19 protein-coding genes are annotated in these 22,311 nt (G+C 66.2%); 11 read left to right on the top strand and 8 right to left on the bottom strand.

Translation table 11 applies throughout. The features are described 5' to 3' along the window. Window positions 1-7 precede the first annotated feature (7 nt). A complete protein-coding gene (locus tag ACT86A_RS22390; RefSeq protein ID WP_445094150.1) occupies window positions 8-1,558 on the top strand; it encodes a 4Fe-4S binding protein in 1,551 nt (516 codons plus the stop codon). Window positions 1,559-1,677: 119 nt separating this feature from the next. Here ACT86A_RS22390 and ACT86A_RS22385 read toward each other — a convergent pair whose 3' ends face one another. Further along, window positions 1,678-2,670, bottom strand: a complete 993-nt coding sequence (locus ACT86A_RS22385; protein WP_445094149.1) for a DUF7064 domain-containing protein — start codon at window positions 2,668-2,670, stop codon at window positions 1,678-1,680. A gap of 18 nt (window positions 2,671-2,688) precedes the next feature. Beyond that, window positions 2,689-4,227, bottom strand: coding sequence for an AMP-binding protein (locus ACT86A_RS22380; RefSeq protein ID WP_445094148.1), 1,539 nt, complete (start codon window positions 4,225-4,227; stop codon window positions 2,689-2,691). Window positions 4,228-4,466: 239 nt separating this feature from the next. Between ACT86A_RS22380 and ACT86A_RS22375 the strand changes: the two genes are divergently transcribed. Genes ACT86A_RS22375 through ACT86A_RS22365 form a run of 3 tightly spaced genes read left to right on the top strand, consistent with a single transcriptional unit; the run spans window position 4,467 to window position 6,591 of the window. Further along, window positions 4,467-5,414: an alpha/beta hydrolase fold domain-containing protein gene (locus ACT86A_RS22375; protein WP_445094147.1), complete on the top strand. Its 948-nt coding sequence runs from the start codon at window positions 4,467-4,469 to the stop codon at window positions 5,412-5,414. Next, on the top strand, window positions 5,411-5,788 hold the full coding sequence (locus ACT86A_RS22370) for an EthD domain-containing protein (protein ID WP_445094146.1): 378 nt from the start codon (window positions 5,411-5,413) through the stop codon (window positions 5,786-5,788). Before ACT86A_RS22375 ends, ACT86A_RS22370 begins: the two co-directional genes overlap by 4 nt. Further along, window positions 5,785-6,591 (top strand): enoyl-CoA hydratase-related protein, encoded by an 807-nt coding sequence (locus ACT86A_RS22365; protein WP_445094145.1) that lies wholly within the window; start codon window positions 5,785-5,787, stop codon window positions 6,589-6,591. Before ACT86A_RS22370 ends, ACT86A_RS22365 begins: the two co-directional genes overlap by 4 nt. A 174-nt stretch (window positions 6,592-6,765) precedes the next feature. Here ACT86A_RS22365 and ACT86A_RS22360 read toward each other — a convergent pair whose 3' ends face one another. From ACT86A_RS22360 to ACT86A_RS22345, 4 genes are read right to left on the bottom strand one after another with little or no spacing between them, the layout of a single operon-like run. Beyond that, complete coding sequence (locus ACT86A_RS22360) at window positions 6,766-8,301, bottom strand: long-chain-fatty-acid--CoA ligase (RefSeq protein ID WP_445094144.1); 1,536 nt, start codon at window positions 8,299-8,301, stop codon at window positions 6,766-6,768. Between the two features lie 10 nt (window positions 8,302-8,311). Continuing rightward, window positions 8,312-8,683: a hypothetical protein gene (locus ACT86A_RS22355; protein ID WP_445094143.1), complete on the bottom strand. Its 372-nt coding sequence runs from the start codon at window positions 8,681-8,683 to the stop codon at window positions 8,312-8,314. Further along, window positions 8,683-9,813: a phosphotransferase family protein gene (locus tag ACT86A_RS22350; RefSeq protein ID WP_445094142.1), complete on the bottom strand. Its 1,131-nt coding sequence runs from the start codon at window positions 9,811-9,813 to the stop codon at window positions 8,683-8,685. The genes ACT86A_RS22355 and ACT86A_RS22350 overlap by 1 nt, the downstream gene beginning before the upstream one ends. A 39-nt stretch (window positions 9,814-9,852) precedes the next feature. Continuing rightward, the gene (locus ACT86A_RS22345) at window positions 9,853-11,697 is read right to left on the bottom strand and encodes an acyl-CoA dehydrogenase family protein (protein WP_445094141.1); all 1,845 of its coding nucleotides are present in this window, start codon (window positions 11,695-11,697) and stop codon (window positions 9,853-9,855) included. A gap of 199 nt (window positions 11,698-11,896) precedes the next feature. Between ACT86A_RS22345 and ACT86A_RS22340 the strand changes: the two genes are divergently transcribed. From ACT86A_RS22340 to ACT86A_RS22310, 7 genes are all read left to right on the top strand, one after another. After that, complete coding sequence (locus ACT86A_RS22340) at window positions 11,897-13,132, top strand: TetR/AcrR family transcriptional regulator (protein WP_445094140.1); 1,236 nt, start codon at window positions 11,897-11,899, stop codon at window positions 13,130-13,132. Window positions 13,133-13,312: 180 nt separating this feature from the next. Continuing rightward, window positions 13,313-13,507, top strand: a complete 195-nt coding sequence (locus ACT86A_RS22335) for a hypothetical protein (protein ID WP_445094139.1) — start codon at window positions 13,313-13,315, stop codon at window positions 13,505-13,507. Window positions 13,508-13,609: 102 nt separating this feature from the next. Next, window positions 13,610-14,659, top strand: a complete 1,050-nt coding sequence (locus ACT86A_RS22330) for an LLM class F420-dependent oxidoreductase (RefSeq protein WP_445094138.1) — start codon at window positions 13,610-13,612, stop codon at window positions 14,657-14,659. Between the two features lie 45 nt (window positions 14,660-14,704). Further along, window positions 14,705-16,639 carry a flavin-containing monooxygenase gene (locus tag ACT86A_RS22325; protein ID WP_445094137.1) on the top strand — a complete coding sequence of 645 codons (1,935 nt, stop codon included), beginning with the start codon at window positions 14,705-14,707 and terminating at the stop codon, window positions 16,637-16,639. A gap of 320 nt (window positions 16,640-16,959) precedes the next feature. After that, window positions 16,960-17,745 carry an alpha/beta hydrolase gene (locus tag ACT86A_RS22320; RefSeq protein WP_445094136.1) on the top strand — a complete coding sequence of 262 codons (786 nt, stop codon included), beginning with the start codon at window positions 16,960-16,962 and terminating at the stop codon, window positions 17,743-17,745. Window positions 17,746-17,770: 25 nt separating this feature from the next. Beyond that, window positions 17,771-19,384: a flavin-containing monooxygenase gene (locus tag ACT86A_RS22315; protein WP_445094135.1), complete on the top strand. Its 1,614-nt coding sequence runs from the start codon at window positions 17,771-17,773 to the stop codon at window positions 19,382-19,384. 7 nt (window positions 19,385-19,391) lie between these two features. Then, entirely contained in the window at window positions 19,392-20,432 is a 1,041-nt protein-coding gene (locus tag ACT86A_RS22310; protein WP_445094134.1) for an NAD(P)-dependent alcohol dehydrogenase, read from the top strand. Window positions 20,433-20,512: 80 nt separating this feature from the next. Here ACT86A_RS22310 and ACT86A_RS22305 read toward each other — a convergent pair whose 3' ends face one another. Together ACT86A_RS22305 and ACT86A_RS22300 are read right to left on the bottom strand one after the other, a co-directional pair. Continuing rightward, a complete protein-coding gene (locus ACT86A_RS22305; protein WP_445094133.1) occupies window positions 20,513-21,172 on the bottom strand; it encodes a TetR/AcrR family transcriptional regulator in 660 nt (219 codons plus the stop codon). Between the two features lie 63 nt (window positions 21,173-21,235). Further along, window positions 21,236-22,012, bottom strand: a complete 777-nt coding sequence (locus tag ACT86A_RS22300) for a hypothetical protein (protein ID WP_445094132.1) — start codon at window positions 22,010-22,012, stop codon at window positions 21,236-21,238. Between the last annotated feature and the right edge of the window lie 299 nt (window positions 22,013-22,311).

The raw sequence follows: 22,311 nt of genomic DNA, 5'->3' as shown, positions 1-22,311 counted from the left end.
CAGCGCCATGACCCACGTGATCCTCCAGCACTGCTGCAGCGACGCCTCCTGCGTGTCGATCTGCCCGATGAACTGCATCCACCCCACCCCGGACGAGCCGGAGTATCCGACTGCGGAGATGCTCTACATCGATCCCGACTCGTGTATCGACTGCGGTGCCTGCGTGGACGCCTGCCCGATCGACGCGATCCTGCCGGACGACGAGCTCTCCCCGGCCGAGGAGGTGTTTGTCGACGTCAACGCGCTGTGGTACGCCGACCCTGCCCACCAGGAGTACGAGCGTACGCCGCCCCGCACCCCCGCGGTCACCCGACCGCAGGCACCCGAGGAAACGCTGCGGGTGGCGGTGGTGGGGGCCGGACCAACCGGCTTGTACGCGGTGAAGGAGCTCCTCGGACAGGCTCGGGTGCCGGTGGAGGTCGAGGTCTTCGAGCGGCTCGAGCACACCGGAGGACTGGCCCGCTACGGCGTCGCTCCGGATCACCCCAGCACCCGCAGCATGGTGGACACTCTGGCGGGCGTGCTGCGGCGCAGCAACGTCACCCTGCACACCGGCGTGGAGGTGGGGCGGGACGTCAGCCCGGACGACCTTCGTCAGCAGTTCCACGCGGTGCTGGTGACGGTCGGGGCGATGCACACCCGCCGGCTCGGCATCGAGGGGGAGGACCTGACCGGTTCGCTGACTGCCGGCGAGTTCGTCGCCTGGTACAACGATCACCCCGACGCCCGCGACCTACCGGTGGATCTGTCCGGTGAGCACGCCGTGGTGATCGGCAACGGCAACGTCGCCCTGGATGTCGCTCGTATCCTCCTCACCGATCCCGACCGACTGGCCGCCACCGACATCGCTGCGCACGCGTTGGAGGCACTGCGTGGCAGCGGCATTCGGCGGGTGACCGTACTGGGTCGCCGCGGCCCGCGCGAGGCCGCATTCACCACCCCGGAGCTGATGGGCCTGCGCAGCACGCCGGGGATAGAGGTCCACTGCCGGCCCGAGCACCTCGACGAACGCCCCGCAGACGACGCCCTGACGGCGCACCGGCTGGACCTGATGCGGCAGCTGGCACTCACGGTCCCGGGCGGCGGGCGCCGGGTAGACCTGGTGTTCGCGGTGTCCCCCCAGCGACTGCACGGCGCCGACCGGGTCACCGGGGTGCACCTGGTTTGCAACGACCTCGAGACCGTCGAGGACGGCCGTGTGGTGGCCAAGGCCTCGACGCGCACCGTGGACATGGACTGTTCGCTGGTGCTGAACGCCGCCGGGTTCGCTGGAACCGCGGTGCCCGGTCTGCCCTGGGACGAGCGCCGTTGCGTCGTACCCTCCGAGTCAGGACGAGTGGTGGACACGGACGGCCTGGAGGTAACCGGGGTCTACGCCTCCGGCTGGATCCGGCGCGGCCCCTCCGGCAGTATCGGTTCGAATCGCGCCGATGCTCGCGAGGTGGTTCACGCCGTCCTCGACGACTTCCACGCTGGACGACTGACCGTGCGGGCCGAGACGTGTTCTCCCGGTATCACTTCGGTGCCGGGCTCGAGCGGCTCGGTCGCGGAGCAGTAGCGTACCTCGATCGCTGGCCCACTGGCTCTTCCCGGAGACACCACTGGCCCGACCGATCGTGTCGGTCGGGCCGGTGGTTGGGCTGCGGCACACGGTGGAGGACGGTGCGCCGCAGCGGGTCAGGAGGCAGAGGATCGCTCCGCAGCGCGAACGCCCTGGAGGCGGGAGATGTAGTCGTGCCACTGCACCTCGCCGTAGCCGCTGCGGCCCTCCCACTCGCAGTCGAACAGGCCCATCACCAGGAAGATGTTCTGTCCGCCGTCGATCTCTGCGGAGGCCCGGGCGGTGCCGGTGATCGCGTAAGAGGTGCCCTCCTCGTCGACCACGTCGTAGCGCAGACCGGTGATCCGCAGTCCGTCGCGGACGTAGCTGACCCCGGCCTTGGTCAGCCGCAGCGGTCGACCCGCACGCAGCACGTAGCCGTGGGACACATCCGGGGTACCGTCCAGTCGCTCACCGGTGTGGGTGAGCAGGGTCAGCTCCTCCCCGAAGTGGATCAGGTCGAAGGTGCCGATCGTGTGGCCGACTTCGGCCCGGGGACTCCACGAGTGATCGCGGTTGCTGATGCAATCCACCAGGTGTTCGGTGCCGTCGATAACCACGGTCCCGGTCACCCGCATGGTCTGGTCGATGTGCCCGTACGGTTCGGTCCCGGTGCGGTTGGCCGGGGCGTCCTGGCCTGGGGTTCGGTGGAATGCGACGAACCCCTCAGGGCCGTCGGCCACCTTGGTGAACTCCAGATCTGCCGGCGGCATCAGCGCCTCGAAGTGCAGGTCTGCCTGCATGCGTCGACAGTGTGAGCGGTACGTCAGATCATAGTTGTGCGGCGCACGTCCGGTGACCCTCACCCCGCTGTCCAAAGTGAAGTCGGCCAGCCGGGCGTTGCCGATCGGGCTGTTGTACTGCATGTCGCACATCTCCATGTCCAACACGGAGTCGCACATCCGGGAGAATGCGTAGACCTTGGTGGTCGCGACACCGGTATTCAACCGGAACCCGGTCCAGAAATGCAGTCGGATGTTGCTCTCGGTCGTTGCGGAGAACCAGTGGGTCTCCATCCACCGCGGATCACGGTAGGCCGGGCGGGAGAAATCACCGTAGCTACGGGACATCTGCGTTTTCCTCCAGGGTCACGAACGGGCGGCATTCAGGCACATGTCACGGATCTCCCGCTTCATGAGCTTGCCGTTGGTGTTGCGCGGCAGTGCGGAGGTCACCTCGATCGAACGAGGCCACTTGTACTTGGCCAGCCGCGGCTTGCAGAACTCCAGAATGTCGGCCTCGATACCCTCGGCGTCGTGGCCGGGAAGCAGCTCGACCACCGCCTTGACCACCTCACCGAGGTCGTCGTCGGGAACCCCGACCACGGCGGCGTCGGCCACCGCAGGGTGCTCGACCACTACGTCCTCGATTTCGCGAGGGTAGATGTTCACTCCGCCGGAGATCACTGTGAAGCCAACCCGGTCGGTCAGGAACAGGTAGCCGTCTGCGTCCACATAGCCGATGTCTCCGGTGGTGCTCATCGATCCGTCGGCGCTTTGCGCCTCGGCGGTCTTTTCCGGGTCATTGAGATAGACGAAGTTTGTGACCCCCTTGATCCAGACCTGCCCGGTCTCGCCGGCAGGTACGTCCTTGCCGAACGGGTCCAGAATCAGCAGCTCTCCGGCTAGGGGCTTACCGACGGTTCCGGGGTGCGCCAGCCACTCCTCGGAGTCGCAGATGACGCTGCCGTTGGCCTCGGTCGAGCCGTAGTACTCGTAGATGATCGGGCCCAGCCAGTCGATCATGCCGCGCTTGACCGAGGGTGGGCACGGGGCAGCCCCGTGGGTGATTGCCTCGATTGACGAGACGTCGTAGTTCAAGCGCACCTCGTCGGGCAATTGCAGGATCCGCGACATCATGGTCGGTACCACCAGCGAGTGGGTCACCTTGTACTTGTCCACCAGGTGCAGGAAGTTCTCCGCGTCGAAGCGGGACATGATGACGCAGGTGCCGCCGCAGCGCAGCGACTCGGCAGTGGAGGACTGCGGGCCGGAGTGGTACAGCGGCGCCGGTTGCAGGAAGACCATGTCCGGGCGGGTGCGGTACACCTTCGGTACCAGCTGGAAGATCGGCAAGGGGTCGCTCGGGTCGATGTCCACCTGCGGTCGCAGCACGCCCTTCGGTTGACCGGTGGTACCCGACGAGTACAACAGGGCCATTCCCAGCTTCTCGTTCTCGACCGGTGTTGTCGGGTATGCACCGACCACTGCCTCGTAGTCTTCGAACTCCATGACGTCGTCAGGCTTGTCCCACATCAGCCACCGCTCCACGTTCGGGCACATCGCGGGCAGTTGCCGGGCCACGTCGGCGACGTGAGCGGACACCACCACGACCTTCGAGTCGGAGTCGGCGATGATGTACGCCGCCTCGTCAGCGGTCGAGTGGTAGTTGATCAGGGTGTAGTACACGCCGGTGCGCTCGCCGGCGCCCTGCACCACCACGGAACCCAGCGAGTTCTCGAACATCACCGCGATCCGCTCACCCTGCCCGACGCCGGCGTCGCGGATGAAGTGGGCCATCTGGTTGGCATGCTCCTCGAACTGACGGAAAGTGAGGGACTCACCTGTGTCCGCCATGACCAGGGCGACACGGTCGGGATAGTCCTTCGCTCGGGGGCCGGGATACACGATGTCCTCCTGATGACTACGGCGGGTGCCGGTGCGAGCAAGGCAAAGCTGGCCTGGCACTGCGAGGCGCGGGCAGCAGTGTGCTGTCCATCACATCAACTCTCCGAGTATGTGAACTGTAATTTCGATGCACTCGTTCGTCAACATCCGAATCCATTGACGTAAACAGCCATAGACGTTATTACGTATTCTGCTTTCGGTCTGTACTTCAGGGTTGTCTGGTGCTAGCCTCTCGTGGCATGCCGCACACTGCACGACCCGTGAGCGTGACCGGGTCGGATCACGGGCAGAGCTCGTCCTGCGACCAGATCGCTCGTGCAAACGCACTCTACGAAGGGGTGTTCGGGGCCCAGCACGAACAGACGATCGAGGCCACCCGCGAGCGATTCGAGAGAATGCTGGCGCAGTTCCCGGTCGACCCTGCCGTGGTCGACGAGGTCGCCGTGGGGAAAGTTCCCTGCCTTCGAGTCACAGCCCCTGGGGCCTCGCCCACCAAGGTCTTGGTCTGGTTCCACAGTGGCGGCTACATACTGGGTAGCGCCTGCGGCCATCGCAGCCTGGCTGCGTCCCTTTCCGCGGCCACGGGACGCACGGTGCTCCTTCCGGATTACCGCCGCGCACCCGAACACACCTTCCCCGGCGCGGTCGACGATGCCGCAGCGGCCCTCGACGCGGTCCTGGACGGGCAGTGCGGTCCGGTCGAGGACGTCGCCGTCGGTGGCGACTCTGCCGGCGGCGCGCTCACCCTGATCGCGCTGATGCGCCGCCGCGACGCGGGGGGGAGCCTGCCCACCCGGGCGGTCCTCGTGTCCCCGCTGCTCGACCTCGCCGGCAGCGGCGAAAGCATGGTGACCAACGCCGAGCGTGACCTCGCCGTCGACCGCCAAGGCCTGCGGACCATTGTGGCGATCTACCTGTGCGGCGTCGACCGGGCGCACCCGGAGGCCACCGTGCTGAACGCCGACCTGCGCGGGCTTCCTCCGCTGCTGGTCCAAGCCAGCAGCGCCGAGGTGCTGCTCGACGACTCGGTCCGGGTGGCCGACAGGCTCACCGAGGCCCGGGTGGCCGCTCGGCTGCATGTCTACGACGACGTGCCGCATGCCTGGCCGCTCTTCGAATCCTTCCTTCCGGCAGGGCGTGCTGCCATCGACGAGATTGCCGCATTCTTGGCTGAGGCGACGTTGTGATCACCCTGACAATGCTGCTGGCCAAACGCGACGACCTTACCGACGCGGAGTTCCGGCGCTACTACGAGGAGCGGCACATCCAGCTGGTGGGACGATTGGTGAAGGCACGTCCAGTTGGCTACGTGCGGCACCACCGACTGGACGAGACGCTGGCCCGTCGACTGGCCGAGGGGCGGGGCGATCGGGTCGAGGGGAGGGTCAGTGCTATCACCCACATCACGTTGGCAACGCGCGACGATGCCGAGCAACTGGTCGAGGCAATGCTAGAACCATCGGTCCGCGAGGCGCTCGCTGCCGACGAAAGCTACTTCATCGCCGAGGGTGGGATCCGTTGGCTGGTGACCGGCGATCCGGACGAGGATGGGGCGTCGTGAGCGGCTCTGCCGAGGTGCTGGTGGGGGAGGCTGACGGAGTACTCACGCTGCGGCTCGACCGACCGCGGCGCGGGAACGCGCTCACCCCGGAGGTGGTCGCCGAGCTCAACCACCGGGTGGACGCTGCGATGGGCGATCCCTCGGTGCGCGTAGTCGTGCTGACCGGCACCCCGGGCGTGTTCTGCACCGGCGCCGACCTGGGCAACCGGGAACGGCTGGACCGCACCGGCTCCGAGGCGCTGCTGCATGAGGTGAACGGTCTGGTGACACGCCTGGTCGAGCTGCCTCGGCCGGTGCTCGCGGCCGTTGACGGCACGGCGATCGGGGTCGGGGTGTCGCTTGCCCTGGCATGCGACCTATTGCTGGTATCGGCTCGAACCCGCTTTCGTCTGGGATTCTCGGGTGTCGGACTCATGCCGGACGGTGGAGCCGCTGCGCTCCTCGCCGCGAGTGTCGGCCGCGCCCGTGCGCAGCGGATGGTACTGCTCGACGAAGAACTCGATGCCCAGGCGTTGGTCGACTGCGGCCTGACCGATCGAGTTCGACCGGTACCCGACTTCGACAAGGAAGTGGCCACTGTGGCCAGTCGATTGGCTCGAGGTCCGGCTGTTGCTCTCGCGCAAGCTCTTTCGGTGGTCAACGAGGTATCGCTGACCGCACTTCCGGCGTCGTTCGAGAGGGAAGTCGGTGGGCAGTTGGACCTGATGGATCGCCCCGACTTCGATGAGGGGGTTCGCTCGTTCGTCGAGGGTCGCGTGCCTCAGTGGCGTGATGAGCCGCCGCTGCACTCGCTCCGATCCTGACCTCCGACGCAATCGACCGGTGGCGGGTTGCGCATCTCGTCGCCCGGCCGGTGTTCTGCTCCACCGTCCGGTGGGGCAGAACGAACTCAGCCGAACAGCCCGAGACTGTCGTGATAGATCATCGCTGCAGCGTACCGCTCGGTCATCCCTCGCTGCCGCCGCTGGCTGGATAAGTCAGTTGATGCGTCGCGCCAGGTCCTGCCAGTACGGTTCGCGTAGGTCACGTTTGAGGACCTTTCCGACCGCGCTCCGGGGGAGTTCGTCGGTGAACGTCACCGCAACAGGGCATTTGAATCGTGCGAGGTGGGCGCGGCAGTGATCGATGATCGATTTCTCGGTCGGTGACGCGCCGGGTGCGGGGACGACGATCGCAATCGGGCTCTCGCCCCACCGCTCGCTGGGCACCCCGATGACCGCGGCGTCGGCCACCTCGGGCATCTCGAACAAGACCTCCTCGATCTCGCGCGGGTAGATGTTCTCACCGCCTGAGATGATCATGTCCTTCACCCGATCCGAGATGAACAGGTAGCCCTCGGCGTCGAGGTAGCCGGCATCGCCGGTGTGCAACCAACCGTCGGCGAGGGTGTCGCGGGTGGCGTCGGGAAGTCCCCAGTAGCCCTCCATCAGTTGCGGACCCCGGACCAGGACCTCTCCCACGGAGCCGACGGGAAGATCCTGCCCGTCTCGCCCCGCGATCTTGACGGAGGTGCCGAGAACGGGACGACCGGCCGAGGCCAGGATCTCCGGTCTGTCCGAGAGCGAGGTGTGGTGGTCTTCGGGTAAGAGAATGGTTGCCACCGCGCAGGTTTCGGTCATTCCGTACGCCTGTGCGAAGTCACAGCCGAAGACGTCGATCGCGCGCTTGACCAGCTCCGTCGCCATGGGTGCAGAGCCGTACACTATTAGGTCCAACGACGAGAAATCGAGCTCTGCGGCGAGCGGGGCGGAAATCATGCCCTGGATCATCGCCGGGGCAAGCGTGAGGAGCGCAATGCGGCGCTCCGACATCGTCTGAAGCACATCGGCCTGGTCGAAGTCGCGAACGACGTGGATCGAGCACCCGCCTGACGTGTACGCGAGGATCTGCAGGGCCGCACCGGCGTGGAACATGGGCATGACGCACAACGTCGCCTTGCGTACCGACCTCAGGGCCTGCTGGATCTGCAGGGCATTCATACAGGTCGCTCGGTGCGTCACCATCGCGCCCTTGGGCTTTCCGGTGGTACCGCTGGTGTACATCTGGTGGTATACAGCGTCCGTGGGGACGTCTCGATCGACCGTTTCGTCTGGGAAGGCACACACCGCTGGTTCGAATCCCAGGGCGGATGCGTAGCCGTGCTGCATGACCGACGTCGCGATGTCCGGCAGGACCGACGCCAGGGCTTCCGCGTAGTCGTCGTGCACCACCGCAAGTGCGCACCGCGCGTCCTCGACGATGTACTTCCACTCGCGTGGGGCCAAGCGAAAGTTGAGCGGCACGGGCACGACGCCGGCGCGCGACGCCCCGAAGTACACCGCGACCATCTCGAGTGAGTTCCGATCCAGCAGGCAGAACCGATCACCGGGCTGCAGGGTGCCAGCCAGCCAGTTGCCGATTCGGTGGGTCCATCGACGCATCTCGTCCCATGTGAGACTCCGCCGGTCGTCGCTGACGTAGATCTCGTTCGGGCACCGATCGGCCCAGTGGTCCAACAGTTCGTGGACGCGCATTGCTATCTCCTCAATCTCCTCGATCCGGTTCGTGGGTACCGGAACCGGGGCATCGCGCGCCGGTGGTCGCCTTGCGGTAATGCAGCGAGCGCTGGGCGGCCACGTCGGTGCGGACCTTCTCGAGCAGGGTGGTGGAGCAAGTGGCGAAGTCAGCGGAGTCCGGGGCGTCGGTGTCGTGGGAGGTGTGTCCGCACGGCAGGAGAGCGGCACCGGATCCGGTTGCCTCAGCGGCCTCGGTCAGCTCGCGGGCGATGTTGGCCAGAATGCCGCTGGACGACCACAGCTGGCTGCGGGCGTAGGCGTCGTCGATTCGTCCGATCACCTCCTGCTCGATGGTGCGAACGATCGCCTCCAGCGCGTTGGCGTGGGTCAGGTAGTCCATCACAGGTGCTCCGATCCGATTCGGGTGCCCTCGTGGCGCTGGATCTTCTCCAACAGGTTGATCGAGAGCCGACGGTTCAGGTAGGTGGAGAGCAGCGGGCGCAGGTCGAAGTAGTGACCTTCGCCGATCAAGGCGATTGCCTTGGCTTCCATACACAGCCGTGACCAGCCGGCCGCGACCTCCCACCACAGCAGCCGCTCACGGTCGATCTCGGTGCCGCTCAGTTTCTCGTAGAGCGCCAGGAAGTCGCGTCGGCTGAGCACGCCCATCATCGAGTCCCCGGGCGCGTCGGTGCCCATCAGTGTCCAGCCGAGGTCGAAGTACGGGTCGCCCTCGCCGGCCTCCTCCCAGTCGAGGATGGCCGCCATCTCGCCGGGCCGGTGCCACAACACGTTGCCGAGCCGGTAGTCGCCGTGGACGATGGTGACGCCACCGGCGGTCGGCATCCGGGCCACCAGCCAGTCGGTGAGGAACCGGTGGAAGTCCGGGAGCGTCAGCTCGGTCTCGGTGAGGCTTCGGGTCCACCGGTCGATCACGCCTTCGGGGTCCTTGCGTGGGGCCCAGCCGAGCACCTCGGCGGACCGCGGTGTCTCGGACAGGCCGTGAAATCCGACCAGCGCAGTGGTGTAGGCTTGGGCCAGCGCCCGCTTGTCCTCGTCGGTGTAGCCGAGGGCTCCGTCTCGCACGACGTCGCCGGTCACCTCTTCGGAGATCAGGAACGCCCGTCCCAGCGGGCCATCGGCCGGGCTGCTGTGCAGCACCGTAGGCACGGCTACGCCGTGGCCGCCGAGCCAGCGCATCAGGGCGGCCTCGCCCTCGGGGCTGTACGGTGCCAGCGGTCCGTGCACCGGCGGGATCCGCACGATCACCGAAGAGGTGAGCGGCGACGTCGGGGTGAATCGGTAGCGGATGGTGGTCTGGGAGAGCCCGCCGCCCAGCAGTTCGCGCCGTGCCAGTGCGTTCGCCGGCAGGTCGAAGGCGGCAAGGACTTGCTGGTCGAGCACCTGCAGGTCGATGCCGCCGTGCTCGTCTGTGGTCAGGTCGGTGTGGTGCGCCTGTTCGGTGGCCTTCGAGGAGACCGGGTCCGAATCCGCCGGGACGGCGGTTGGACCCGTTGTCGTGGATGTCATGGCAGCTCCTGCCGGGGTCGGGAAAAGGCTCCAGTGTGGTCAGAAGGCGGCGGGGTTCAGGTCCATGATGGTGAGATCGGTGGACTCGCAGATGCGCCGTTCGGCGGATACGTGCGGCAGTATCAGTCGACAGAAGTGGCGAGCGGCGGCAATCTTGCCTGTGTAGAAGTGCCGGTCGGTCTCGGACGGCTGGCTGTCCAGGGCGATCAGGGCGATCGAGGCGCTGCGGACCAGTAGCCAGGCCACTAGTAGGTCACCGAGCATGGTGAGCAGGCGGCTGGCGTTGAGGCCAACGTCGTAGATCGTGCGGCCGTTGGCGCCCGCGGCAGCCGCCGCCTGCTTCAGCAGTCGGTCGACCACTGCCTCGAGGTCCTCGACCGAGGATTTCAACGCCACGTGCTCGGCGGCGAGCCGCGGATCGACGTCGGTGAGGGCGGCGCGCACCTCGTCGAGCACAACCTGCAAGGTGCGTCCGGAGTCGCGGGCGATCTTGCGGAAGAAGAGGTCCTGTCCCTGGATCGCGGTGGTGCCCTCGTACAGGGTGTCGATCTTGCCGTCACGTACGTACTGCTCCAGTGGATGGTCGACCAGGTAGCCGGATCCGCCGAGGGTTTGCAGACTCTCGGTGCCCAGCAGCACCCACGAGCGTTCCGAGCCGTAGCCCTTGACGACAGGTAGCAGCAGGTCGTTTACCCCGGACTCCATCTTTGCGTCGTCGCCGGCATACCACTTCCGGGCCGCCCGGTCCCGCCAGGATGCGGTCCACAGCAGCAGCGAGCGCAGGCCTTCCGCGTAAGCCTTCTGGGTCAGCAGTGAGCGGCGCACATCGGGGTGCTGGACGATGTTCACCTTGGGAGCGGTCGCGTCGCGGGACTGGGTGAGGTCGGGGCCCTGGACCCGGGTCCGGGCGTACTCCAAGGCGTTGAGGTACCCGGTCGACAGGGTGGCCACGGCCTTTGCGCCGACCATCATCCGGGCATATTCGATGACGTCGAACATCTGGGCCATGCCCTGATGCACTTCGCCGAGAAGCCAGCCACGCGCCGGTTCGTCGCCACCCAGGCTGAGCTCGCAGGTGGCCGAGGCGTGCAACCCCATTTTGTGCTCCAGGCCGGTCACGCGCACCCCGTTACGGCGGCCGGTCAACTCTCCGGTGACGGGATCGAAGTCGTACTTGGGCACGAGAAACAGGCTCAGTCCCTTGGTGCCGGGGCCCCCGAGACCCTCCACACCGACCGGCCGCGCCAGGACGAGGTGCAGGATGTTCTCGGACATGTCGTGGTCACCGGCTGTGATGAACCGCTTGGTGCCCTCGAGGTCCCAGGTACCGTCAGGGTTGAGAACGGCATTGGTCTGCGCCGCACCCACGTCCGACCCTGCCTCGGCCTCGGTCAGCACCATGGTTCCGGTCCAGCGTCGCTCCAGCAGAATCCGGGCAATGCTCTGATCCCGCTCGGTACCATTTCCGGCGATCACGCGGGCGACGGTCGGGGTGCTGGCGTAGACCCACAACGCAGGGTTGGCGCCGAGCACGAACTCCGCGGTGGCCCAGATGAGGGTTGCCGGGGCGGCCTGGCCACCCAGCTCGGCCGGCACCTGAAGTTGCCACCAGTCGGAGTCCATCCATCGCTGGTAGTCGGCGGCGAATCCGGGGGGCATGGTCACCGAATGCGTGCTCGGGTCGAAGGTAGGCGGCGTGCGGTCGCCCTCGACGAACGACGAGGACAGATTCTCGCGTGCCAGTCGCTCGACCTCGGTCAGCATGCTGCTGACCGTGGGACGGTCGTACTCCTCGAAAGGCGATGCGCCGTACCCTGAACCAGGGCCGAGCAGCTCGAACAGGTTGAACGTCACGTCCCGCAGGTTGCTCTTGTAGTGCCCCATGGCCGCCCTTCTCAACTCGATGCGTTATTGAACATAACTGGGAATAACTATTTTGGCGAGAACCGCGTGGGAAACACGATCTGGGTCAGATAGAAGAGTAGAATGAGGAATTCCAGGACTGATCAGTCCTCCGTGCACCCCGCGCGGCCCGTCGTGGGCCCGGAAGGTCCGGGGGCAATGACCGATGTGAGGCATAAGCGTGAGCGACGCACCAGGCGGCGTGGTCGGAACCGTTGAACAAGCTGACCAGGCGGGGGGGCCGCCACCTGCCCCCCGCAGGGAGTCCGCCCGCAAGCTCCAGCTCGTGGAGGCGGCCGGCCAGCTGTTTCAGGAGCGGGGCTACCACCGGGTGAGCATGGAGGACATCGCTCAGCGAGTCGGTATTCGAGGACCTGCGCTGTACCGCCACTTTCGCAGCAAGCAGGACATCCTGGCCCGGGTTGTGCTCGAGCAGATCTCGGTGACCGCCGACGTCGTCGAAGTGGCCGCGAACGTCGACGGCTCCCCGCAGGAGCGGTTCGACAAGATGACCGAGGAGCTGGCCCGGCTGGTGCTGGCGCGCGACGAGGCGATGCTCTGGCGGTGGGAACGCCGCAACCTCGCCGATCACGACGCGACCGCATACCGGGCGAGGGCGCGTCAGCTCGAGGCGGGTGTCGCCTCCGTGGTTGCCGGCCTGCGCCCGAACGCTTCTGCCGCCGACGTCGAACTCCTCGCTTGGGCAGTGCTCTCGGTGTTCGCGCACTCTCGCGGCCTGCGCTCCTCGACCAGCTCGAACGGTCACGAGGCACCGGCCGTGCTGCTCCGCCGGTTCGCCGCCGCAGTGGTACAGGTGCCGCTGGCCGAAGGCGGCACAACCACGGAAGTACCGACCTTCCGTGGTCGCGGGCGACGGGAGCAGATCATCGAGGCGGCCACCCAGCTCTTCGCCGACCGCGGGTTCGCTGACGTGAGCATGGAGGACATCGCGGCCAACTCCGACGCCGCGCTCGCCACCATCTACCAGTACTTCGACAGCAAAGGGGCCCTCCTGGCGGTAATCCTGCGCCGCAGCATTACGGGTCTCAACTACATGATGGTCCACCACCTGGCGGGACTGGGATCTCCAGAGTCCGAGCTGGCAGGCCTCCTCGAGTTGTACGTCAGCCTCGCGCTGGGGCCACACGGGCGCGCGTTCGGCATCTTCGATGAAGAGGTGGTGATGCTGAGCCCGGCGGAGCGCGAGGACCTGGTGCTGAGTTACCGCGGTCACGTGGACCAGTGGGTCTCGGTCCTCCGTGAAGTGCGTCCCGAGCTGGGCAACTCCGAGGCTCGTGCCCGTGTGCGGTCCGCCCTTGGCATGGCCGCCGACATCGTACAGACTCGCCGTCTGCGGGTTCGCGCGACGTTGCACCAGGATCTGATTACCCTGATGACCGCGTTGCTCGAGGCCTGACCGGGCACAGGGTGGTGAGCGGCGACTCGAGGCCACCTGGCGGCGGCCCGCCCGACCGATCGTCCGGCGGGCCGCGTCTGAACCGCGGATGCCTGCGGGCCGGGGTCGCTGCCGGGGCGCTCCGTCGCCCTGGGGGCCCTGGCGCCGCCGGCCTGGCCCCACACGACTCGAGCGCCAGAGTTGGTCTACTGGCACGAGGTCATCGAGTACGAGGTGACGGTGCGCCCCGCGCTGCTGCGCGCGGCGCCGGCGTCGCCCGGCGGCGGAGTGGCGCCGGCCGTCCACGTTCTCGACGAGCCCCGTGGTGAGGTGGCGTTCTGCGCGCTCACTGTCCGCACCCCATGTGTCATGTCCGAATCCATCGATGTGAATTAACATTTCGGATGATCTCCAGTCTTTATCCCCTTTTCAAGCCGCAAATAGCTTGGTAGCGTCCAATCTGGTTATTCTTACTTCTAGTTCTGGACGGGGATCAAGATGGCGCGTCGGGTCAGGATCGGCCTGCTGATCGGGGTTGTCGGACGACTGAGTGAGGCTGGAGATCGGCTCGCGGCCCTAGAGGACGACGGTCTGGAGTCGGTGACCGTCTCGGAGGCGTACACCTTCGACGCGGTGAGTCAGCTCGGCTTCCTTGCCGCGCGGACCCGCACCGTCGAGCTGGCCACGGGAATTCTGCCGGTGCACACCCGGACCCCTACCCTGTTGGCGATGACCGCGGCGGGCCTGGACTTCAGCTCCGAAGGTCGGTTCCGGCTCGGGCTCGGAGCCTCCGGCCCTCAAGTCGTGGACGGCTTCCATGGCGTCGCCTACGACGCCCCCCTGGAACGTATCTCGGAGACGATTGACCTGTGCCGGACAGTGTGGCGGCGGGAGAAGTTGGTGCACGAAGGTCCGAAATGGACCATTCCACGATCTGCGGGCTATCCGCCGCTCAAGCTGATCCAGAAGCCGGTCCGCCCGAACATCCCGATCTCGGTGGCTGGCACCGGTCCGAAGACCGTCCGCATGGCGGCCGCGAAGGCCGACGCGTGGGAGCCGATCTTCTTCCACCCCGGTCGCGCCGAGGATGTGTGGGGCGCCGACCTGGCTGCAGGCGCAGCCGAACGCGCGTCCGACCTGGCGCCGCTGGAAATCGTCGCCCGGGTGCCGGTCGCTGTCGGCCCTGACACCACCGTCGAGTTCGAAAAGGCCCGTGCGCAGCTGGCGCTCTACGTGGGCGGCATGGGCTCGAGGAAACAGAACTTCTACCACGACCTCGCCCACCGGTACGGGTACGGACCCGAGGCCGACCGTATCCAGGACGCCTATCTCTCCGGCCGGGTTCCCGAGGCCGTGGCCGCCGTCCCGGACGAGTTCGTCCGCGAGACGACCCTGATCGGAACTCCGGACGAGGTGACCGAACGGCTAAGCGCGTTCCAGCGTGCCGGGCTCGACCTGCTCACCATCCAGCCAATGAACGAAGCGCCCGAGAAGGTCACCGAGGCGGTCCGGACGCTGTGCGCGGCGTCCGACGCCTGGGCCTGCTGACTGCCGCGAACGTCTTCCCGAAACCAATCACTGTCGAGGCGTGTGATGAAAGCTCAGAGAAGCGACGAAAGCGACCAGGTCGATCTGACCGCGATGATCGAGCAGGCGGCCATCCCGTTGCTGCTGCCGGTCCTCGTCCAGCTCACCGGTGACCTCCGCTGGCTGGAGGAGCGCTACCGACCCTCCCGCCCTGTCGGGTTCGTCGAGGATCCCAGCGGTGGGCTCGGCGCGGATGTGCAGGCCGAGATCCGCGCCGCCGCCGTGGTTACGGTGTCCCGCTGGCAGAAGGGGGAATTGGAGCCCGAACTGCCCGCCCCAGACCTGAGCATGATGAGCGCGCTGATGAGCCAGTGCCTGGGTGCGCCGGTGTCGGAGGACTACGCGCCGATGGTCAGCGAGCAGGTGGGGCTGCGCCCCTACCGGCCCGAGTCGGTGCATCGGCAACTGGCCGGGCGGGAGTTCTCCGTTGCTGTGATCGGCGCCGGAGTGTCCGGACTCGCCACCGCGCGCAGTCTCAAGGCGGCCGGCATCCCGCACATCGTGCTGGAGAAGAACTCCGAGGTCGGCGGTACCTGGTGGGAGAACCGCTATCCGGGTGCTCGCGTCGACGTGCCGACCAACCTCTACTCCTTCTCGTTCGGTGCCAAACAGTGGAGCGAGCACTTCGCCCAGCGGGACGAGATCGCCGAATACCTGGTCGACACCTCACACGAATGGGGTGTCCGCGATGCCATCCGGTTCGGGGTAGACGTCCGCAGCGCCCGATGGGACGCCGAGCGGCACCGGTGGGTGCTGTCCATGACGACGCCACAGGGCGAGGAGACCCTCGAAGCATCTGCCCTGGTCACCGCGGTGGGACTGCACAATCGCCCAAAGATCCCGGAGTTCCCCGGATTGGAGACCTTCGCCGGGGAGGTGGCGCATTCGGCGCAGTGGCCGGAGGGCCTGGATCTCACGGGCAAGCGCGTCGGTGTGATCGGGTCGGGCGCCAGCGCCATGCAGGTGGTGCCCGCGGTGGTCGACAAGACCGCGCACCTGGTGGTCTTCCAGCGCTCGGCGCACTGGGTGGCGCCCAACGACCTCTACTTCCAGCAGGTCTCCGAGGCCGACCACTGGCTGCTCGCCAACGTCCCGTTCTACTGGGAGTGGAACCGATTCCGGCTCTACTGGATGTATACCGAGGGAATGTTCCCCGCGCTCGAGGTGGACCCGGAGTGGGATACCAGCCAGAACTCGGTGAACAAGTACAGCGAAGCGTTGCGACGCTTCTACACCGACTACATGGTTGGACGCTTGCACGACCGCCCGGACCTGGTCGAGGCGTGCACCCCGACGTTCCCGCCGTTCGGTCGGCGCATTCTCCTCGACAACGGGTGGTTCGACGTGCTCAAGCGCGACGACATCGACCTGGTCCGCAGCGGGATCGCCCAGGTGACCCCCACTGGTGTCGTCACGACCGCCGGCGACGAGGTGGAACTCGATGTGCTGGTTCTGTGCACCGGATTCCAGCAGCAGCGCTACCTGTACCCGCTGGAGGTGTCCGGCGTCGACGGCCGCGAACTGCGTGCGGAGTGGCACGACGACAACGCGCGCGCCTACCTGGGTCTGACCAGTCCCGGTTACCCGAACCTCTTCTACCTGTTCGGCCCGAACACCAACCCCCCCGGCGGCAGTTACTACAACCTTGCCGAGGCCCAGGTGCGGTATGTCACCGATCTTCTGGTGGCCATGGCGCGAGACGGCATCGCTGCTGTCGAGGTACGCGAAGAGGTGTACGTGGACTACAACGAACGCCTGGATGCCGCCAACCGCGGCATGGTGTTCGCGCTGGATGGCGTCGAGAGCTACTACCGCAATTCCTCCGGACGGGTGGTCACCAATTCACCGTGGACGGTCTTGCAGTACTGGAACATGACCCGGGTCCCGAATCTGGACGACTACGTGAAGTCGGCGGATTCGACCCTCACGAGTCAACCTTGAATTGTTAATTAAAATTCTACTTACTGACCGACCAAATCGGATAGAATATGTGACGGTCGCCACAGATTGGCCGCCAGTGGAGCCGCATTACTCCGGGTCCCTGTCCCCGGTTGTCAACCAGCACCCACATCTCATCTCTTATCTGTCAGCGGAGATCCGGAGTGTCGAGAGCAACCTCCGGCGAGTGCCCCGCTGAGGGATTCATTTCAGAGGAGGACGCTGTGCCCGAACAGCGTGTGATCGACGCAGTTATCGACGCTTATTCTTTTGCGACTCAAGATGCCACTCTTGAAGAAGTGCGCTCCGGGTACGACACGAGCATGGGGAAGGCGGGTCTCCCCGATGGTGTGACCCGCACTGAGGGCGTGGTGGGTGGCGTGCCGGGTGTGTGGTTCCGTCCCGCCGGGGCTGGGGCCAACTCCCATGCCGTGCTCTACCTGCACGGCGGGGGTTTCCAGTTCGGCTCCAGTGAAAGCCACGCACCCCTGGGTGGTGCGCTGGCCGTCGCGTCGGGCGCCGAGGTGTTCGTGCTCGACTACCGACGCGCCCCGGAGCACCTGTTCCCCGCCGCCCTCGACGACGCCACCGCGGCGCTCCGGGCTCTGGTACAGGAGCGCGGCGGGGCAAAGGTCGTGGTGGCCGGGGACTCCGCCGGCGGCGGTCTCGTGCTCGCCACCCTGCTGGCAGCACGCGAGGCCGGCATCTCGACCCCGCTCGGTGCCGTCGCATTCTCGCCATGGGCCGACCTGACCCAGGGCAGCGCCAGCATGGCCGACCGGTCCGGGCGCGACGTGTTGGTCACCAAGGACCAGCTCGACGCCAACGCGACCGCGTACCTCGGAGCGGGGGATCGCACCAACCCGCTGGCCTCACCGCTGTACGCCGACCTGGTCGGACTGCCGCCGCTGCTGGTGCAGATCGGCACCGAGGAGATTCTCTTCGACGACACCGCGCGCATCGCCGATAAGGTCCGCGCCGCCGGTGGCCGGGTCGAGGTGCAGGTCGAGGAAGGCATGCCGCACGTGCACCAGATCCTGCTCGGCCGGCTCCCCGAGGCCGCCGCGTCGATCGAGCGCGCCGGCGCCTTCATCCGTGCGCTCGGCTGAGCACAACCCAGAACGGAACACTGCAATGAACACCACCCAGACCACCCCCGCGCCCGAGGGCACGCTTGATGTGCTCGTCATCGGTGCCGGCATCTCCGGGATCTACCAGCTGTACCGGCTGACGATGACCGACCTCTCCGTTGCGGTAGTGGAGGCCGGCGACGGAGTCGGCGGCACCTGGTACTGGAACAGGTATCCCGGCGCTCGCTTCGATTCCGAGTCCTACACCTATGCCTACTTCTTCTCGAAGGAACTACGGGAGGAATGGTCCTGGTCGGAACATTTCGCCGGTCAGCCCGAGATCGAGCGCTACCTCAACCACGTGGTAGACCGTTTCGACCTGCGCAAGTACATCACCTTCGACACCCGGGTCTCCGCGATGGACTTCGACGAGGACACCAGTACCTGGTGGGTGACCACCGCGAATGGTGACCTGATCCACGCACGTTTCGTGATCACCGGTGTCGGCATGCTGTCGGCGCCCCAGTTTCCCGCGGTCCCCGGCATCGAGGACTTCCGCGGCGTCTCGGCGCACACCGGCCTGTGGCCCCGGGCGGGAATCGATTTCGCGGGCAAGAAGGTGGCTGTGATCGGCACCGGATCGTCCGGAGTCCAGGTGATCTCCGAGATCGCCGATGTTGTCGACTCGCTGACCATCTACCAGCGCACTCCCAACTGGTGCTCGCCGCTCAACAACGCGCCCATCACCGACGAGGAGCAGGAGCAGATCAAGTCCGACATGGACCAGATGCACGAGACGCTGAAGGGCTCCTTCGCCGGGTTCGCGCACAGTTTCGCTCCGGTAGAGGCGGGTTCGGTCAGCCGTGCGGAGCGTCTGGAGTTCTGGGAGCAGCTGTACAAGACACCGGGCTTTTCCAAGCTGCTGGGCAACTACCTGCAGGTGATGACCGACAAGACCTACAACCGGGAGTTCAGCGACTTCCTGGAGGGCAAGATCCGCAACCGCGTCCAAGATCCGGCGGTGGCCGACCTCCTGGTCCCCGACCATGGATACGGGGCCAAGCGCCCGCCGTTCGAGACCAACTACTACGAGGTCTACAACCGGCCCAACGTGAACCTGGTCGACCTGCGAACGACCCCGATCACCAGGGTCACCGAGACGGGGTTGGAGACTACAGCCGGCGCAGAGGATTTCGATGTCATCATCTATGCCACCGGCTTCGACGCGATCACGGGCGCCTACGACCGGATCGACATCACCGCCGGTGGTGCATCGCTCAAGGCAGAGTGGGAGGAGGGACCTTTCACGTTCGTCGGCGCCGCCGCCCCGGGCTTCCCGAACCTGTTCTTCCTGGTCGGGCCGCACAGTTCCGGCGGCAATGTGCCCCGCATGTCAGAGCGTCAGGTCGACTTCGTCACCGGCGTACTCGGTGAGGCGGTGCGTCGTGGTGCGAGCCGGGTGGAGGCCACCCGCGAGGCGGCACAGGAGTGGACCGACCACGTGTATGAGCTGAACAGCGCTTCCCTGGCTGCCGAGGAGAAGATCGACTACACATACGGCACCAATACACCGGGCAAGAAGATCGTGTTCCGCCATTACGACGGCGGTCTGATCGGCCTGAACACCAAGCTGACCGCGGTCGAGGACACCTCCTACGCAGGCTACGAGTTCAGGTGACCTGCCCATGAAAGCCGTACAACTCGTCGGACCTCGCGACCTCCGCGTCCACGAGGTCCCGGACCCGGTGGCCGGACCCGAGGACGTGCTCCTCCAGGTCGCCGGGGCCGGCATCTGCCATTCCGATCTGCACGTGGTCGAGTCGGAGCGCCCGATGTTCCGCCGGCCGGTCGTGCTCGGCCACGAGGTCACCGGGCACGTCGTGGAGATGGGGGAGCAGGTCTCCGGGTGGTCACCCGGGGACAGCGCGGTCGTGCACCTGTGCTGGTCGTGCGGCGAGTGCATCGCATGCCGGCGAGGTGACGACAATCTGTGCGTCGCCACCGGCCGCCGCGCACAACCGCCAGCACCCGGGCTCGGCCCCGACGGAGGAATGGCCGAGCTGATGCGGGTGCCGGCCCGATATCTGCTGCCCATCGGGAACCTGGACCCGGTGACCGCGGCACCGCTCGCTGATGCCGCGATGACGCCGTACCACGCCATCGACCGGTCCCGATCGGTGCTGCGTCCGGGTGCCACGGCCCTGGTCATCGGTATCGGTGGCCTGGGGCACGTGGGGGTGCAGATTCTCGCGACGGTGCCCGACGTGCGGATCGTGGCCCTCGACGTGGACGAATTGCGCCTGAAGGCGGCCTTGGACCTGGGGGCCCACGAAGTGGTTAAGGCCGGCCCGGACGCCGCCGGGCGGGTGTTGGAGCTGACGGGCGGCCTGGGTGCCGACGCGGTCTTCGACTTCGTCGGCAACGCCGCCACCACAACGACGGCCGTCAACTCGGTCGCACCAGGTGGGATGTGCCAGGTCCTGGGGCTCGGTGGTGGTGCGGTACCGGTCAGCGCCCGAGCTCGAACCGGCCGCGGCTGGCCCTGGGGCGCCTGGTTGCGGAGCTCCTACGGTGGCACACGCGCGGACCTCGAGGCCTGTGTCCGGCTCGCCCAGGAGAGTCGCATCTCTATCGAGGTGGAGACCTTCCCACTGGTCGATGCACTGGAGGCGTTCCGTCGCCTCAAGGTCGGCGACATCCGCGGCCGCGCCGTGCTGGTGCCGTGATTGACCGCGGCCCAGGGAGTCGATAGTTCCCGGGGCCGCGGTCTATCGACAACCTGCAGCCAAACCTTCGCGGGCTGCGGTCAAGCGATGGCGCGGCCGAGAAGCTCGCGGCAGAAGCTCTTCAGCTCGTTTTCGGGGATCGCGTGACTGGTGAGTGTCGCACGAACAACATTGGGTGGCACGTCGCGAACGCTTGACCCGAATACGCTGACCACCCGAAGCATGAGCCCCGCCACGTCGAGCGAATTCCCTTCGGACGTATACCGGTACACGAGTTCGTACATCCCCCCCAAGATCAGCGTGACATCGTCCGAGAGCGACTCGGCTGCCGACAGCTCCTCGGAACCGAGGAACGACGCGACCCATTGCTCATTGAATCGAATGATGCGCGCGGTGAGTTCCCGGTTCTTCACGATGTCCAGTGTCACCAGCCGGATTCGATCCTCGAGAAGGATTGTCCCGAAATGCAGTTGGCCGATGACGTAGAGAGTCGAAAGCGGATCTGTCAACTCGGGATAGTGGCTACGGACATGGTCACGTGTTGCGGCGAGCAGGTCGTCGAGGAAATCGAGGAGGAAGATCTCCTTCCTCGGAAAGTGGTACTGCACGAGCGGTCGATCGACGCCGCTCGCGTCCGCAATTTTCGTGTAGCTCATCTTCGTGAACCCCGACTCCAGTAGCAAGTACCGTGCAGCTCGGGCGATGCGGGCCTTCGCGGATGCAGCGGGTTCGGCGGGCATGTTGTCACCTGTTTGGGGTCGGACGGCGTGCGCGTGCACGAGACTGCGGCGACTTGACGACGGCTATGCAGACGCCGTCGGGCGTCCGGCCGTGTCGGGTGCCGTCGGAACGGGTTCATGGGGTGAACCCTGCTTGGGCATGCGATGGGCGAGGATGACGAACCGAAGGGCGCACACGGTGCTCAACGCGCCGAGGACGTAGAACCACGGCGCGTCGAGCGCGGTGACGGCGGTGCTGAAGAACCCGTACCCGGGCGGCATGAAGGTCAGAATCGTGCCGAGAAGGGTGAACCATGCCAGCGCGATGATCCCCGGCTGGCGGACCTTCGTCTCCTCGAGCTTGAACTGCGTCGCGATTGCAAGGGTGGCGTTGGTCGACATCATGAGTACCAGGCACATGACGTCACCGATTGCCGCGCGGATGACCATGAACAGGATGACGCCGGCCGAATATGCTGCGATTCCTCGAATCCAGGCCGTTCGTGCGGACACAGGCTCGGTGTAGTACCGGCCAAACACCGATTGGCGTTCGTTCCTGACCACGAGTTGAAGCGAGTAGATCTCGATCGCGACGAAAGTGACGCAGCCTGCCCATAGGAGCTTGAACAGCCAGTGGTCGACCTGGAAGAACCACATGCTGAAGAGAAGGACGAAGGTGAGATCGTGGCCGAAGTACCAGGCATGCTGCCAGAAGAAGAACGGACAGTCCTTGTTCCTGATCTGCATGTACATGCTTGTCAGGTACTGCGCGAAGCCGAACCCATATGTTGCGAAAGCCAATGCAACGAACAGTACAGGATGCCGGTCGACGACCTGCATCACGCCATCGATGGTGTACACGAAGCTCACCCTTCCGGGGCTCGCCTGAGCCCTGTCGCTGTGTTATGAGGCAGCCTTCTCGTTAGCTATACGCGTATAGCCAATTTCCAGGGTAGCGGTTCGGTGTTGCTGAAATACATACCCGCACTGCGCCACCGTGTTTGCCCGCTGGAGCACTGGAACGACAGCGCGGCTCCCTGCGGGAGGCCCGGAGGTATTGCCGATCACCATCACCTTCATCGAGCAGGCGACGGGCCGCCGCCGCTCCCGTCACCCGGGGGTCCCCGGCGGATTGCCGAACTCCAGCTGCTGGGTGACCA

Source organism: Nocardia glycosmidis, assembly GCF_052545115.1.
The sequence above is the reverse complement of the archived record's forward strand: the minus strand, read 5'-3'. Positions and strand labels throughout refer to the sequence as shown.